15 protein-coding genes and 1 pseudogene are annotated in these 15275 nt (G+C 38.6%); 14 read left to right on the plus strand and 2 right to left on the minus strand.

Going from position 1 to position 15275, the window contains the following annotated elements; all coding sequences use genetic code 11:
* Nucleotides 1-108 precede the first annotated feature (108 nt).
* The 10 genes from MKY95_RS10225 to MKY95_RS10270 all read left to right on the plus strand — a co-directional run bounded on the left by MKY95_RS10225 (nt 109) and on the right by MKY95_RS10270 (nt 10732).
* Nucleotides 109-3063 carry a hypothetical protein gene (locus MKY95_RS10225; RefSeq protein ID WP_339198622.1) on the plus strand — a complete coding sequence of 985 codons (2955 nt, stop codon included), beginning with the start codon at nt 109-111 and terminating at the stop codon, nt 3061-3063.
* Nucleotides 3064-3080: 17 nt separating this feature from the next.
* Nucleotides 3081-4037, plus strand: a complete 957-nt coding sequence (locus MKY95_RS10230; protein ID WP_339198624.1) for a hypothetical protein — start codon at nt 3081-3083, stop codon at nt 4035-4037.
* Nucleotides 4037-7378, plus strand: a complete 3342-nt coding sequence (locus tag MKY95_RS10235; protein WP_339198626.1) for a hypothetical protein — start codon at nt 4037-4039, stop codon at nt 7376-7378. Before MKY95_RS10230 ends, MKY95_RS10235 begins: the two co-directional genes overlap by 1 nt.
* Entirely contained in the window at nt 7378-7536 is a 159-nt protein-coding gene (locus MKY95_RS10240; RefSeq protein WP_339198628.1) for a hypothetical protein, read from the plus strand. Before MKY95_RS10235 ends, MKY95_RS10240 begins: the two co-directional genes overlap by 1 nt.
* Nucleotides 7537-7538: 2 nt before the next feature.
* On the plus strand, nt 7539-7673 hold the full coding sequence (locus MKY95_RS10245; protein WP_339198631.1) for a hypothetical protein: 135 nt from the start codon (nt 7539-7541) through the stop codon (nt 7671-7673).
* Between the two features lie 68 nt (nt 7674-7741).
* Nucleotides 7742-8203 (plus strand): phage holin family protein, encoded by a 462-nt coding sequence (locus MKY95_RS10250; RefSeq protein WP_339198633.1) that lies wholly within the window; start codon nt 7742-7744, stop codon nt 8201-8203.
* A 4-nt stretch (nt 8204-8207) separates the two neighbouring features.
* Entirely contained in the window at nt 8208-9026 is an 819-nt protein-coding gene (locus MKY95_RS10255) for an N-acetylmuramoyl-L-alanine amidase (protein WP_339198636.1), read from the plus strand.
* Nucleotides 9027-9054: 28 nt separating this feature from the next.
* Complete coding sequence (locus MKY95_RS10260) at nt 9055-9426, plus strand: hypothetical protein (RefSeq protein ID WP_339198639.1); 372 nt, start codon at nt 9055-9057, stop codon at nt 9424-9426.
* Nucleotides 9427-9592: 166 nt separating this feature from the next.
* Entirely contained in the window at nt 9593-10087 is a 495-nt protein-coding gene (locus MKY95_RS10265; RefSeq protein ID WP_339198642.1) for a type II toxin-antitoxin system PemK/MazF family toxin, read from the plus strand.
* Between the two features lie 336 nt (nt 10088-10423).
* Complete coding sequence (locus MKY95_RS10270) at nt 10424-10732, plus strand: hypothetical protein (RefSeq protein ID WP_339198645.1); 309 nt, start codon at nt 10424-10426, stop codon at nt 10730-10732.
* A gap of 232 nt (nt 10733-10964) precedes the next feature.
* Here MKY95_RS10270 and MKY95_RS10275 read toward each other — a convergent pair whose 3' ends face one another.
* Entirely contained in the window at nt 10965-11321 is a 357-nt protein-coding gene (locus MKY95_RS10275; RefSeq protein WP_339198648.1) for a hypothetical protein, read from the minus strand.
* Nucleotides 11322-11492: 171 nt separating this feature from the next.
* Between MKY95_RS10275 and MKY95_RS10280 the strand changes: the two genes are divergently transcribed.
* The 4 genes and pseudogenes from MKY95_RS10280 to MKY95_RS10295 form a co-directional block, all read left to right on the plus strand.
* On the plus strand, nt 11493-11795 hold the full coding sequence (locus MKY95_RS10280; protein ID WP_339198651.1) for a hypothetical protein: 303 nt from the start codon (nt 11493-11495) through the stop codon (nt 11793-11795).
* A gap of 3 nt (nt 11796-11798) precedes the next feature.
* On the plus strand, nt 11799-12308 hold the full coding sequence (locus tag MKY95_RS10285) for a phage antirepressor KilAC domain-containing protein (RefSeq protein WP_339198654.1): 510 nt from the start codon (nt 11799-11801) through the stop codon (nt 12306-12308).
* Nucleotides 12309-12694: 386 nt separating this feature from the next.
* On the plus strand, nt 12695-13810 hold the full coding sequence (locus tag MKY95_RS10290) for a tyrosine-type recombinase/integrase (RefSeq protein WP_339198657.1): 1116 nt from the start codon (nt 12695-12697) through the stop codon (nt 13808-13810).
* A 69-nt stretch (nt 13811-13879) separates the two neighbouring features.
* A pseudogene (locus MKY95_RS10295) lies at nt 13880-14077 on the plus strand (YunC family protein); the annotation flags it as partial.
* 108 nt (nt 14078-14185) lie between these two features.
* Here the strand turns inward: MKY95_RS10295 and mtnA are convergent.
* Nucleotides 14186-15259 (minus strand): S-methyl-5-thioribose-1-phosphate isomerase, encoded by a 1074-nt coding sequence (gene mtnA, locus MKY95_RS10300; protein WP_036609936.1) that lies wholly within the window; start codon nt 15257-15259, stop codon nt 14186-14188.
* Nucleotides 15260-15275 lie beyond the last annotated feature (16 nt).

Consider the following 15275-nt stretch of genomic DNA (forward strand, 5'->3'; position numbering starts at 1 on the left):
AAATAATAGTGTTAATTATAAAGATAGTGCAGTAATGACTCTAACGTTCCTCGTGAATGTTTAGAGTCATAGCACTATTTAATAGAGTATACAAATTGGAGGAAATAAATGTCATCATTCGATTACCAGAAGAGTACGTTAACGAAGTATCGTAATGGTACGAGTATTGACCCCTACATTGATATAACAGAAACAAAAACCGTAGTTAATGGTCAAATATTACTTGATGAGATTCCTGTATATATTAGCAAAGTCAAGATCGCTAATATGTTTGAGAGTCCTAGTAAAAACAGGAATGTACTTAAAGAAAATGAGTACAGAGTAGATTATTCTGAAGGCGTAATATCCTTTCATATATCTGCTGAAAATACCCAAAAAACTTACAGTTACAAGGGTAGAGGCAATCATTACGTAAGTTCTGCAAGGATTTGGACGGAAGAACATGACGGAAATGTTCTAAAAACCTTAAAAGATTCTATTGATGCAAGCAATGAAGCAATTAAGAAAGTAGAACAGTTAGATAGGGTCATTGAAGATTCCGAAGAAGCAATTCAAAACATGGAAGAAGCAACAATACTTGCTGAAACACAAGCTAAAGCGGCAGAAACAAATGCTCAATATGCTAAAAAGCAAGGTGACTATGCAAGCGAACAGGCTGATAATGCTAAGGATCAGAGCATTTACGCTAAGTCTCAAGGGGCGTATGCCAAAGAACAAGGAGATCATGCCAAGGATCAGGTGCTTAACGCACAAGAGGTAATCGTAGAAGCGAATAACAAAATTGAAGATTTACATATCTCCATTCAAAATGCCAACGACAAGATTGATGAGATTGAAGCGACCAGACTAGTTGCTTTAGATGCAACCGAAAATGCCAACACACAAGCAGATAGAGCAAAGACAGCAGCGGAACATGCTACCTCTCAAGGAAATTATGCTAAAGAACAGGGCGATTTTGCCAAAGGGGAAGTTGAGGCTACAAGAAACTTTCTTACTGAAGTGAATCTTAAAGTTGAAGAATTAGAGGAAGTTCTAGGTAAGGCAAGCGATACAATCGGTGAAACTGAAGGGGCTATTAAGGAAGCACATGAAAGTGCTGAATACGCAAAATCTCAGGGCGATTATGCTAAGGAACAAGGTGAATTCTCAAAAGGTATAGCAGAATCTCTCGTACATAAAGGAAACTATTCTGATACAGCTTCCTACAAGACTAGAAATATTGTTTATTTCAATGGAGCAACATTTATGAGCATTAAAGATTCCATTGGTGAGACTCCTACAAATACAGAGTTCTGGAAAAAGATTACGAATACGACATGGCAAGGTACATATACACCTGTAAATACGTATCACTTCGGAGATATTGTTACAGATACAGTGAACGAAAATATATATATGTGTGTCGCAGATGACACGTTGAATGTAGATTTTACAAATGAAAACCATTGGACGCTAATGATAAGTATTAGTACTGTTCTTTCTTCGGCAAAAGTAGCCACTGAGGAAGCAATTGAAGCAATAGTTCAGACTGTTAATGCAACAGCAACCGCTATTGCAGCAGCTACAAATGCAGATGAGAAAGCTGGTCAAGCTGAAGCGCAGGCTTCATATGCAGAAATACAAGGCGATTACGCTAAAGCTCAAGGTGAATTAGCTTATGATCGTGGTACTTCATTAGCCAATAAGGGGATGTACAATTCTACAATTACATACAAACCACTAAACATTGTAGTGTACGAGAGTGGTGTATATCAGAACATTAAAGAATCCATTGATATTTTACCTACGGATACTACACACTGGTCGTTGCTTTTACAGACAAACACCTCTGTCACATGGGATTCCATAGCGGGTAAACCGAATGTCGAAACTGTTGAAGGATCACAAGAGAAAGCTACCTTAGCAGAAGAAAACTCTAAGAAATATGCGGATACTAAACAAACTGTAATCAAACTTGCAAACAACTTCGCTGACCCGAATGGAGTAATAGCACTTTATCCAGAGGGTTATTCGGTATTTTACGTTGGTGGAGGAACTGGAGGGCAGGGATCTGCTTGGAGAGTAGCATCAGGTGCAAGCGAAGCTTTTGGATATGTTGAAACAGTTAGAATAGGTGCTGGGGGCTATCAAACCTTTACAGAAATGTACTCTGGAACAGATTCAACGAACCAAACCAACAACAAACAATATAAACGAAACAAGCGTGACTCCAATAATTTCTGGCAGCCATTTAAACGAGTACTTGATATAAATGATTACAATATCATTGAGACGAATGTGAAAGCATACACAGACTCTAAATTTAGCGAAATTGAGGATACTGTCCAGTTAATAGACGGAGATGTTAAAGGCTTAAATGTATCGCTTAACGAACTGGCTGATTCTATAAATGACATCACATCAGATATTAACCAACACGTTAATAACGAAGATATACATATTACAAAAGAAGAGAAAACTGCTTGGAACAATAAGCAAGATGCTCTCTCTTATTTGCCCGAGTCAATCGAACACAAAGGTAAACCTAGTGGATATGCTTCATTAGATGAAGAGGGTAAAGTTCCATTGGAACAGCTACCATCCATTACTTCATCTGGTAGTGAACCAGCGAAAGTATTCAATAACCAATATAAAATGCCATCAGGTGGCACATTGCAACTAGGTCAGAGATATGGTTTCAACAACAGTATTAAAGCAATCGTAACAGGGATCACGATCTTTATTCCTGACGATGATGTCATTAATGACGGAAACGAAATAAAGCTAGATAAATTAAAAGACATACTTGATACTAATGACGAATTCACTCTAACATGGTTCGATAACACTCCATTAGGCAGAAAAGTGGCACGTGCCATAGCGATACTGGACGAAAGTGGGACAGTACAATTGACTGATCTAAGCTATGAAATGAATAACAACTACTGCTCAGTTTATGTAGATGGAGTGAGATTCTTTGAAGGAAGTGGAAATTTCACCTTCCAAGAACTGACGAGTACATCTATCAAGGTCAATGGTGATTTTTCAGGATCAGAAGTCCAAATTGAAGTTCTGACTAATTAAGAATGGAGAATCGAAAAATGAACAAATTGAATAAGAAGTTTTTGCCTCCTGTAACAACAGACATGATAGGTGAAGACTTATATGCGTTGATCAATCAGGAAAAGGGATATGACTTACTCGCCCTGTTGGTTAACAAATCGGTCATGGAGGGGTTCGAGATTAACTCGAACTATTTACTAGACGAGAGCAATAACCCAGCTCTAAGCATTGGAGAAGGAAAGTACATATATCTTGGTGCGTATTTTGACAGTCAGGACACAGAGACGAAAACAGTCAATGGTGATACGAGTTATCAAGTAACTAGTGGATTGGTCACAGAAACGAAATTTGGTAGACGAGATTATATGGTCGCGATCCAATGTACAACGAATTCAATTGTTGTGTTGGGTGGAGAACTTGCCAAACAAGGTGAGTCGCCTAAACGCATTCAACCTGATGAATTGCCAAGTGATCACATTGCCCTTTATTACTTTACAATTGATAAGACGGTAGTCAGTTCATCAAGAATTTTCGACTATACTCAATCTAACTCGAAGATTTGGGAAGAGTTGAATAACAAAGTCGATAAGGATTTTGTACAGCAATTCATTCTCCAATTGAACGAAATCAAGTCTACGTTGGACGAACAGGGAATTGCTGATTTCATCAACCAATATGAGAACGGGTACTACAATACTTTTAAAAACTCAACAGAGGTTGATACGGCTAAAACCACAGGATTTACCATCTCAGGCAGCTTAGCTAAGCTAGTAAGTACTCAAGGGAGTTTGAAGATTAAGGATATGATCATCAATGGTGGGTTTAAGGACTTGGATTTCTACGTGTACTTGAATTCCAACCTGACAGCATTGTCCAATGATGGCACAGTGGAAGATCAACCTGATGTGATAAAGTTGGCAAACATTACACTGACGAATGGAGATGTGATCTTCATAGACAATAAACCATTTAAGATAACGGAGGTACTGAATTAATGGCAACAAAATACGCAATTAAAAAATCGACGTTCATGACAACGAATTGGAAATACGAAGTGGGAGGGTGTTTTGCCCCAAGTGATTTACTAATGCAGCCGCTTCTGAGTGCTATTGATGATGATGTGTATTACGCGCTAACAAAAGGCGCAGAGGGGTCATTCTTTGTCGAGTATGAAGTAGACAAGCAGCAGCAAGGGTTTAAGATCAGAAAGATTTACCCCAACTTTGTTCCGAGTTCCGTAGGGTTGAATGATGTAAACACCTTTGGTGGATCAGTGTATATGCAAATAAACAGAAAGCATCTAGTGACGTATTTACTAGAGAGTAAAACTGTCATCGTTCTGAATCTGATTACGGGTGAGATAGACCAGAATATCGATCTATCTGCTATCTCAAACAATAATGAAATCGACTTTGTGGGTTATGACGACGAAGGAAAGTGGTTGATTTACAGAAAGAGTGACGCGATATTCAGATATGGAATCTCTGCAAAATCGGAATTTTCCGTTAAGACCTTTACGAGTACGACTTCGCTCAGTTATGGATCGTCGTATGCATACGTGCCCAAATCTTCTATCGTATTGTATGACTCTGCCAGAAGAATAATTATCTCCACTGTAAATTTCGCTACACTGAACAGTGCGACTTCCTCTTCGTTTTTGAGGTGGGTCACAGGAACAAGGCTTTATAGCCTTTCTACGAATGGAGTAGTTGGCGAAAAGAGTTTTAATACGAATAGCGCTTCCGAAGAGAGAGTTGTGAATCAAATCGGCAATTATAACAGCAGTGGCTCTTACTATTACTATGCCTCATATGTTACAAGGGGAACAATGTTAGGAACATTTGACGAGAAGAAGGGGATTTACTCTTCGACAACGTCCTTTTGTGCTAACAGGTATAATTACAGCTATTTGCCGAACGGAACAGGAAGTTATGGAACAGGGACATACCAAGAGGCAACTGCCGCTACAGTTATCTTAAACTATTCAAGGGAAGGGGTTTATAAGCAGAAGGTTTATTCGTCAACAGGCACACCTAATAACGCTGGAAACTTTTACGGCGGTACGCACATGCTCATACTTGGGTCAAATAAAGACAAGGTTATTGCCTTCATGAACAAATCGTGGGCAAACACAACCAATTATAACGTTAACACCTTAACAGAGGGGAACAGTCCAATCGTTACTCTTCAAGAAGTTAATTCTTCATCGTTTATAACGGGATATACAGAAATCGACAGTTTTACAATTTTCTCTAATCAAAAAATAGCCTCCACAGAGTTGATAGATGTAAAGTTCTCAGAAATAGAGGCTTGGGGAAGACAGTTGATGTACACAAGAAATGATTCAGACTTTCTGCTAACGACTTATATTGCAGGGTTACAGGGTGGCTATTCCACCTTATACAATATCGTGGGAGTTTCCACCCCTACGTCAGACACAACATATCCTGCAAGTGGTAACAATTTGGACGTGTACGAGAGCAGACACATCAACAAATTTAAAATCGGAAATCCTCTAAACGGAAAACTTCGAATTTTAGGGTTTGATTCAAGCAAGGCTTTGTATCACGACTACTATGAAACTTTGAACTCTGACCTCTATCTTTGGTACGATTCAAATAAGTTTATCAATGTATCTCTGTACAACAGAACAGAAGACACAGTCAAATCCATCAAAACCACGCTGTTGTATGATGCTGCCAGTTATGCATACGATGTTGGGATCGCGAGAGACGGAAGTAAGATTGTTTTGATTAGACATGTTATGGCTACAGCGAAATCAATTGAGTACTATGTGACAAACAAAGACATGACAGAATTCCAAACGGCTTACTACACACAATCGCAATACACAAGTACCAAACCCGTGGCAAATCCAGAATATTGGAATCGCTCCTGTCATGTTTTGGTTACCGACATTGGAGTTGCTGGAATGACCTCCATTAACGGGACAACTCCTGCTAATACTGGCATGTATGTGTATCACAGAGGTACGGATAACTATGGATACACTAGAGCGTATTTGGTCTTTGATTCCAACCAAGAGGTTCTGACCCCAAGCCTTTGCAGCATATATGCAAGCAGCAATCCAGTCTCGACTTGGTCTAGAAATAGCGTGATTGACGCCCTGTATGTTGAGAATAAATATAAGCTAAAGGAAAAGCCGACATATGGAGTTGTTGCAGGGTTCAGCACCGCTTCAACCGTTCCTGACGTTATTCGGAATGTCCCAGTGATTAACGGTGTGGGGACATCTTCATCAATTGATGTGACACTAAAGGTGGTTCACAACGCAAGTGTATGGGCTAGGTTGGGATTCTCCAACTATTACAACACTTATGACAAAACGTATACCTATACAAAGAGAATGGGTATGCGCCAGTATAGCGTGGTAGTGCGTGGCGAAACACATACGTTATTTGAAGATCACACAGACAACGCAGGCTCTTCCAGCTTTCAGCAGTCGGACATCAGGTTCTCTGGAATCACCATTCTGAACGAGGATAGAAACTATTATTTGTTGAAAGGGACGATTTATGGTCAAAACCCTCACCTGACAAATAATCAGCCGTTAAATGATGAAATGAACTTTGTTTTCCATAAGCATGCGACGGGAACGACAGTGTATTATGGTATTGGCATGGAAGCTGATCCGTTCGATGTAGCCGCAAACAAGATCAGGTACACCAACCTAGGAGGGACGTCAGCGGACACAGGGGTTCAAATTTACTCTTATCTAGCGCCTCCAGTTCAATTATCTCTGGACAGCAAGTACCCTAACAAGGAAACGTTCTACGTTCCTGACAACGTAAACTACGCACTCAAGATTCTTGATACGGACAACACTGGTGGAGCACTAACATCTCTTAAAATGTCTATTAATGGAACTGAGATTGTCAACAAAACTACAGGGTTGAAGGTCAATGAAGTAATAAATTTCTTGGTTGACTTACCCAACCTCTATGATACGAACAGATTGAATGATGGGCTGAATTCAGTTCAATTCAGGCTTGATGCTGGTGGAGACGTTACGTTCTTGGATGTTCCCCTATACAAAGGGAAAAGGTACAAGCTTGACGCGATCCCTGACATCATACCAACAACAGTCATTACCAAGGCGCACATCAAAGCCTACAATGGACAAGATGAATTGGTGCCAGTATCAGGCGTGAAGACACAAAGTAGTTCTGGTGAAGTTGAGTATGTCTATCATTACTCGAAGGATTATGCAAGTTCTATCAGGGATCTAATCCTGCAAATGGATGCCACGAAGAGTGCTGGAGACACAGTTGAGATTAAGAAAATTATTGCTGTCTTTGAAGGAGGAGATAATTAATGCCAATACTCAAAAACGAGTCAAAAATTAAAGAAAGACAAAAACAAGAAGAGATTCAAGCTCTGAAGTCAGACAATGAGATGTTGAAACTTGCTGACTTGGATAACAAAGAGATGATTGCATCTCTATATACTCTTCTGATGGCAGGAGGAGAATAAAAATGGCGATTAATAAAGAATTATTTGCAAAAGCGTTCTACGAATTGGTCAAAGCTAATCGTAAAACAGAAGATCAAGTTCCAAAAGAACTTCTCGAAGAATTTAACAAATTAAAAATGCAGGATATTGATAAATAGATTTACAAAGAATCTCTCTGAACACTTTGGAGAGGTTCTTTTCTATTTCTTAGTATGAAGAAAGAAGGATGAAGGAACTTTTGGATAAATATTTGAATTTCACCGTTGGTGTTGCTGGGTCTATTACGTCTTATGCTTTCGGTGGATGGAATAGTGCTCTCGAATTGTTGGCAGTACTCACAGTCTTAGATTTTATAACAGGTATGACGGCTTCTGCGTATGAGGGATATAAAAATCCCACTCGTAATGATAAAGGATTAAGTTCTAGAAAAGGATCATTTGGAATTGCTAAGAAAGCTTTGATGTTCACTGTCATATTCGTAATGTATCGTATTGATGCAATTCTTGGGTTGAATGGAGTACTAAGTTTGGCTGTAGGAACTACATATTTTTACATAGCTAATGAATTGTTAAGTTTGGCTGAAAATTACGGTCGGCTTCAGTTACCTATGCCAACGCAGATGAAAAGGGCTATCTCGATTTTAAAGGAGAAGAGCCAAACAGAAGACAGAGAAAAGAATAAGGAGTGATTAAATGATTCAAAAAGGGAATTTCCTTCTACTTGAAAAGGTTGAGTTTCGTCCATGGCTGAAGAAACAAGTTATTACTCGTAACATTGATCGACTACAAGTACACCACACAGCCTCTCCTAATTACACCACTCGTCAGATGATTAGTGGATTAGCTAAACAGGATGTTTGGAAGTGTCTTGAAGGCATGAGGACATATCATATATCTCAAGGATGGTCTGGTACTGGACAAAATATCACTGTGTTAGAGGACGGACGAATTGCAATTAGTCTCGATAGAGATCTTAACAAAACACCAGCAGGAATTGCAGGATCAAACACTGGTGCGATTTGTGTTGAGATTATTGGCAACTTTGATAAAGGTGGAGATACAATGACCGCTGTTCAAAAAGAGTCGGTAATCCATCTATATGCTTGCTTGGCTGAGAAGCAAAACCTATCCATTAATACAGACACCATTGTATATCACGCATGGTATGCGCCGAAAACAGGAATAAGACTCTCAGATTATATTCCCGGCAAATCAAGTAAGACATGCCCGGGTACAGCATTTTGGGGAGATGGTAACACTATAGCTGCTGCCCAAAAGAACTTTTTACCTCAGATTCAGGCTGAATTAAATAAATTAAAAGGAGTTAAGAATGTGAGTGATACTAAAACAACGACAACTAAGATAAATCTTATTACTGAAGGTAAGACGGAGACAGTGGACGGATTGATTGTAGATGGACTTTCATATGTCCCATTACGTAAAGCAGGAGATTTCTTCGGAGCAACAGTTGGTTATGACACTAAAACTAAAACGCCTAGCTTGACTAAGTAGGAATAATATAAACTTTAGGAGGTCTTGCGTGAGTGCCTACTATATACAACTGATCATCCTTGTTACAGTCGTAGGAGGGATGTTTGCAATTCCCCTTGCGAGGGACAGAGGTTGGATTAACATAGACAAAACTAAAGAAATGCAACAAAAACTGTTCATATTTCGATTCGTACTAGAAGTTATCAATGTCAAAAGGTTCGATAAAAACAGCACCACATTCGCATTGGATATAGCAGATGTTGTAACTGATTATGTAGATACAATGATGAATGACAGCATTGATAAGAAAGCTGTATCTCTCAAGATTATTGAAGACCTGCTAGTTAACAAGGAATTAACAATAACAGTATCTGAGTGGAGATTGATTGAGATAATCATTGACGAAACAATTAAGCGCTGATTTAAAAGAGTTATCATACTTCAAGAAGTTATAGTTCATAGTTGTTGATAAATAGGGATTGGTATATACAAATATATCAGTCCCTTATTTTTTCGTTTTTCCAAATGTCAAGAATTTTTAGTAGGGGGGTAAAATGTTGTAAGTTGTACTGATTTTATATTGACTTTTGAAATATCATTCTGAAAAAGAACAAGCGTTCGGTTGTGTAGTGATTTGTATAGTGTATAATAATATTATAAGAATAAAAATAAAATTTATATTGGATAAGGGGATGATTGTTATTGGTATGATGATAGAACGTAAAGGGGTTGGAGCAAAAACAGTTAAAAGACTTGAAGTTTGGGCCGTTGATTTAGGCAAGAGAGAAGGTTCTGTTCAAAGTGGAATCAGACCATTGTTAATTGTTTCAAATAATATTGGAAACCATCACGCACCAGTCGTAATGGGAGCGCCACTTACTACTAAACTTAAGAAAAGAACCATGCCCACGCATGTTTTTGTAAATGCAGATGATTGCGAAGTTTTCGAAGACAGTGTTGTAATGTTTGAGCAAATCTTTACTGTGGACAAAAGAAATCTAAGAGATAAACTATTTGAATTACCATCTACGTATATAGAGAAGGTCAACAAAGCAATGATGGTAAGTCTGGAATTAGCGTAATAACGTTTATTAAGAATAAAAATATGTATTGTAATTACAATAAAAATAAAATATAATGTGAATATCACATAAATCAAAGGAGAACTTAATGAGCATACAGTTGGAAATAACCACTAAATACGAAGAAGCAAAGTACGCAACTTTCAGAGGTAGGTTTATGAAACAACTTAATTTGACTGAAAATAAACTATACGAACTACATAAGAATAATACTACAGTAGGACTACCTGAAGACCTGTATGTTCATAACGACCAAGGTGGTATTTCCTTTAGCAGTGTAACACTATCAAAATGCACGTTCTATAGAATGGAATCTAATTGAAAAGAGGAGTAAACATGAAACCATGGCAAATTATCTTGGCACATTTTTATCTTGATGACTCTAAGCGCATCAATAGACAGCCTCGCCATTTTAATACGGAAGTCTTTGAATATGATAATAAAAATGAAGCAATACGGGAGTATACTAGGATCTTAAATGAATATGATGAAAAATCGTATGATATGAAAGGGCACTCCATGGCAGCACACAAAGCATATCATGAACTTGATGGAGACGGCATACTGACTAATATCCTTTTACATTTCAATGGTGAGGAATATGATCAGCTTTCTGACGAAGAAATAGGGGAAGCTACGAAGTAAATAAATTAGTACTTGGAAGGGAGGTGAAGAGTAGTCAGTGTTACTATTTTAAAGTGTAAAAATAATAGTATACACTTTTTTATGAATAAACCAAACAAAGAAGAGATACATAAGTTGATGACGAAGTTAAGCGATAAGTTTGAGCATATCAAGACAGAAAGATCACTATGAGACATTATGTCCTAGAGTGAAAAAAATAAGGTCGCTACCGTAACAGTAACGACCAGAATGACTACATTATCTCTACGTATTCTTGTTTAAGAGTATCTAAGAAAAATTCACAATCATATGGTGTAGGTGCAGTCTTGTATTTAAAAATAGTTCCATCTGAAGAAGTCATGGTGGTCTCAGGCCAAGGAACATCAGCATACATACGATTAATCACGTTTGCTTTAGCAGACCCAAGAAGTATCTTAGCAACGCCATTGGGTGTGGTGTGGAGAACATAGTTCATACTTTTATGAACAGTGCCTTGAGCAGTAAATACAGTACATTTCATTTGTGTAGCCATAATAGAAAGATTGGCGGGGTAATAGATTACCTCACCTAAAATACCACCATCAGCCAAACTTAAATCTGTAATTTCCATAGAAATTAGTTCCTCCTAGATATGAATTTGTCTATCTACCTACATTGTATACGGTATGGGGACAGATTATGACAAGCATTATTAAATTTTGATTTTTTTCGATAGTAAAGTTTGACAGAGACAAAATTACAGGGTGAGATAACCTGAACAATAAAAAGGAGATTAATATTATTGAATAAAGATTTGGAGCTAGTGTTTGATGGTCACGAAGTAGTGCTACTTACTAAGAAGTGTGTAAATTTTGAGTTTAAAGGTGATTTTATTATCGCAGCCAAAGACGTTGCAAGTGTATTGGAATATCGAGGGGATCGAGCAACGAACCATGTATTGAAGTTTTGCAAAGAGAATCATGTTTATCAAGTCAAGAATTCAGACATTCTGAATCGGAATGTCCGAAAGTTAAATAATGCAGGTGAGAAATTCATCTCTAATCTATCACTGAATAGAGTTATGGGACAGTCTGCTCAGCCCTAAGCAATGAAGTTTCAAGATTGGCTATACGAAGACATTGTTCCTTCAATTCAAAAGCATGGAATGTATGCAATTGACGACCTGCTAGACAATCCCGATTTGCTTATCTTAACAGCAACTAAATTAAAAGAAGAACGTGAATTGCGAATTGCAGCAGAAAATGAAAAGCGAAAACTAGAAGTACATATAGAAGAAAGTAAACCTAAAGTAGATTTTGCAGATACCATCCTAAAATCAGATGATAACATTCTTGTCCGAGAGATGTCTAAACTAATTCAGCAAAAAGGGATCAATATTGGAGAGAAGAAGTTGTACAAGTTTTTACGTGATTGGAACTATATCTTACGACACAAGAATGAGCCAACTCAGTATGCGATGAATCAGGGATTATTTGTAGTAGATGAACGAGTAGTAAGGACAGAGCATGGTAATAAAATCACTACAACACCAAAAGTGACACCTAAAGGTCAAATTAGAATTGTGAAGAAGATCAAGAAAGAATTAGCATTGGTATAGCAGTATTAGTAGTGTAGAGAGTTCATACATATAGGATGTTATTGTTCCGAAACAGATCTGAGTAATAAGACAAGATTTTAATTACATAAAAGTTAACGAGGTGATGAGTGTGAACGCACTTACAGAAAAGGAACTACTGTGTACGAAAGATATTATGCTTAGATTGAGATTAGGAAGAAATGCAGCAAGAGAAGTAATGGAAAAATTGAACCCTATTCAGATTGGAAAACGGTTGTATGTTCCTAGTCAAGTCCTAGAGGAATGGATCAAAACAGCAAAAGTTAATTAACTGAAAATGGAGCAAGTAATGTGATAAAATTGAGGTACAGTCACTTGCTTGGCTCCATTTTCTTATAAGTCACGATAAGAAAATAGGAGGATTTACAATGGCATCAGTAAAAAGGGATAAAAACACAAAGAAATGGTATTTCGTTTTTGATTACTATGAACCTACAGGTAAAAGAAAACAAATTAAGCGTGAAGGGTTTGAGTCAAAGCGCGAAGCCGACTTAGTTATGTCTAAATTACAACAAGAGGTCGAGAACGATGAATTCATAAAGAATGATAACTCAACCCTAGGTAGTTTTATTGCGTACTGGTTGGAGAATATCCGCAAGTTAGAATGTAGTGAAATAACACTTTATAATGATCGTCTGTATTATAAAAATCACATCAAAGATTCGATAGGTCTGATTAAACTACAAAGACTTGATATGAAAACTTGTCAGCAGTTTGTTACCAATTTACATTCCAAAGGATTCGCAAGAAATACAATTGAAAGAATAACTACGTTGGTTAAACGAGTTCTGGATAAAGCTATTGAATATGGGTTATGTAAATCAAATCCAATGAGGAAGTCCACCTTACCTAAAAAGATTAAAAATGAAGTCAACATTTGGTCAATCGATCAGGTGAATCAATTCCTAGAAGCAAATAGGAACCGAAGATACTTTTGTGTTTATGCATTGGCGCTTTTGACTGGCATGAGACAAGGAGAAATTTTAGGACTCAGATGGAAAGACATTGATTATGACAACAAGGTATTATACGTCAATCAAACTTTATCCAATTACGGAAAAACACTAAAGTCGGGAGCAAAGACATATGCAGGTGTTCGAAGAATATCTATTCCCAACCAATTGATTGAAGTACTCAAAGAGCAACAAGAAAAATATGAAGTGTTGAGAAATTCAGTGGGAAAAGGGTTCCTTGATCTCGATTTGGTTATATTCAATTTGAAAAATGGCGGTACTGTTTTTCCGAGTAATATGATGAAAATCTACCCAAAGGATGTTAAAAGAGCAAATTTACCACACATAAGATTTCATGATTTGCGACATACACATGCTACGTTGCTACTATCTAAAGATATCAACGTTAAAGTAATTTCCGAACGATTAGGGCACAGCAAGATTTCCGTTACACTGGATACGTACAGTCATGTGATACCGAGTATGCAACAAGAAGTAACAAACACTTTAGAAGAAATCGTATTTCTGTGACGCTTTTGTTACGCTTGGTATATTGAGAGCTTGAAAACGTTGATACACCAAGGTTTTTTGAGGAATAATATCATGTGCGGAGCACTCGACGTGGGATTACTTAATGAGAAGCTCGGGGATCGCAAAATTATTGCAGCTCGGGCGGTTGGTGTGCGTACACTGGAGCAATTGTTGCATGCACCTATGGAGTCGGTGACAACAGAAGCCGAGGCCATGGGCATTACGGTTGGCATGACGGGTGTAGAGGCTTTGTTGAAAATGATCTAATTACTAACAGAAGGGCTCCCCATTTGGGAAGCCCTTATTTAACGCCGTAATACAGAGCCTGGCACATCGTAGCTCCCACCTCTATACACACGAACGCTTTCTATTAAATTAAGCTTCTTCCTTCGCGAACAAGGCAGCCAGATTTTCTTGGAAAGGTGCGCGAACAACGCCTTTTTCCGTGATAATAGCTGTTACATATTCGTTAGGCGTTACGTCAAATGCTGGATTGTATACTTTAACACCTTGCGGTGCTGTACGTTTACCAAATCCTTCGGTCACTTCTTCCGCAGCACGTTCTTCAATCGGAATCAGGTCCCCGGATGGAGTGGACAAGTCGATGGTCGACAATGGGCTGGCTACATAGAACGGAATATTGTGAGCTTTGGCAAGCACAGCCACGCTGTATGTTCCGATTTTGTTAGCTACATCGCCATTGGCAGCAACACGATCTGTTCCGACGATAACGGCTTGAATCCAGCCTTTGGACATCACCATGCCTGCCATGTTATCACAGAGCAGCGTAACGTCAATGCCGGCTTGCTGTAACTCAAATGCAGTCAGGCGTGCACCCTGAAGTACAGGACGAGTTTCGTCTGCAAATACTTTCAGGTGAATGCCACGTTCCTGTGCGAGATACATTGGAGCAGTTGCCGTACCGTATTTCGCCGTAGCCAGTCCGCCTGCGTTGCAGTGAGTGAGTACACCCATACCATCTTCGAATAAAGGCAGTGCATTCTCGCCGATCATGCGGCATACTTCTTCGTCTTCCTTCTGAATCAACAGAGCTTCTACTTCAAGAGCATCATTGCCCTCATCTAGGCTAAGGCCGGATTCAACGACCTCATTTGCTTTTTGCATCATGCGATCCAGTGCCCAGAAAAGGTTCACCGCTGTTGGTCGGGAAGTAGCCAGATGAGCACATATGGATTTCACGTGGTCCAACCAACCTTGAACGGTTGTTCCGTCATATGATTTGGCACCCAATACAACACCAAATGCAGCAGCAATACCAATCGCCGGAGCACCGCGTACTTTCATGGAGTGGATGGATTCCCATACTTCCTCAGGAGTGTACAATTTCAGCATGAGGATGGTTTCGGGCAGCAGACGCTGGTCAAGCATTTCAAGCTTGTCCTTTTTCCAGATGAGAGAGGACAGAGGCTGATATTCAGGGGTTGTCATGGATGGTTCCTCCGTT

This window comes from Paenibacillus sp. FSL P4-0176 (assembly GCF_037975265.1).
Taxonomy (GTDB): Bacteria; Bacillota; Bacilli; order Paenibacillales; family Paenibacillaceae; genus Paenibacillus; species Paenibacillus amylolyticus.

What these genes read in the sequence shown, in the direction of transcription:
- MKY95_RS10275 (WP_339198648.1), bottom strand. Translation starts at nt 11,321, where the DNA reads ATGGAAATTACAGATTTAAGTTTGGCTGATGGTGGTATTTTAGGTGAG.
- MKY95_RS10245 (WP_339198631.1), top strand. Translation starts at nt 7,539, where the DNA reads ATGGCGATTAATAAAGAATTATTTGCAAAAGCGTTCTACGAATTGGTC.
- MKY95_RS10285 (WP_339198654.1), top strand. Translation starts at nt 11,799, where the DNA reads ATGAAGTTTCAAGATTGGCTATACGAAGACATTGTTCCTTCAATTCAA.
- mtnA (WP_036609936.1), bottom strand. Translation starts at nt 15,259, where the DNA reads ATGACAACCCCTGAATATCAGCCTCTGTCCTCTCTCATCTGGAAAAAG.
- MKY95_RS10235 (WP_339198626.1), top strand. Translation starts at nt 4,037, where the DNA reads ATGGCAACAAAATACGCAATTAAAAAATCGACGTTCATGACAACGAAT.
- MKY95_RS10255 (WP_339198636.1), top strand. Translation starts at nt 8,208, where the DNA reads ATGATTCAAAAAGGGAATTTCCTTCTACTTGAAAAGGTTGAGTTTCGT.
- MKY95_RS10250 (WP_339198633.1), top strand. Translation starts at nt 7,742, where the DNA reads ATGAAGGAACTTTTGGATAAATATTTGAATTTCACCGTTGGTGTTGCT.
- MKY95_RS10270 (WP_339198645.1), top strand. Translation starts at nt 10,424, where the DNA reads ATGAAACCATGGCAAATTATCTTGGCACATTTTTATCTTGATGACTCT.
- MKY95_RS10290 (WP_339198657.1), top strand. Translation starts at nt 12,695, where the DNA reads ATGGCATCAGTAAAAAGGGATAAAAACACAAAGAAATGGTATTTCGTT.
- MKY95_RS10225 (WP_339198622.1), top strand. Translation starts at nt 109, where the DNA reads ATGTCATCATTCGATTACCAGAAGAGTACGTTAACGAAGTATCGTAAT.
- MKY95_RS10240 (WP_339198628.1), top strand. Translation starts at nt 7,378, where the DNA reads ATGCCAATACTCAAAAACGAGTCAAAAATTAAAGAAAGACAAAAACAA.
- MKY95_RS10230 (WP_339198624.1), top strand. Translation starts at nt 3,081, where the DNA reads ATGAACAAATTGAATAAGAAGTTTTTGCCTCCTGTAACAACAGACATG.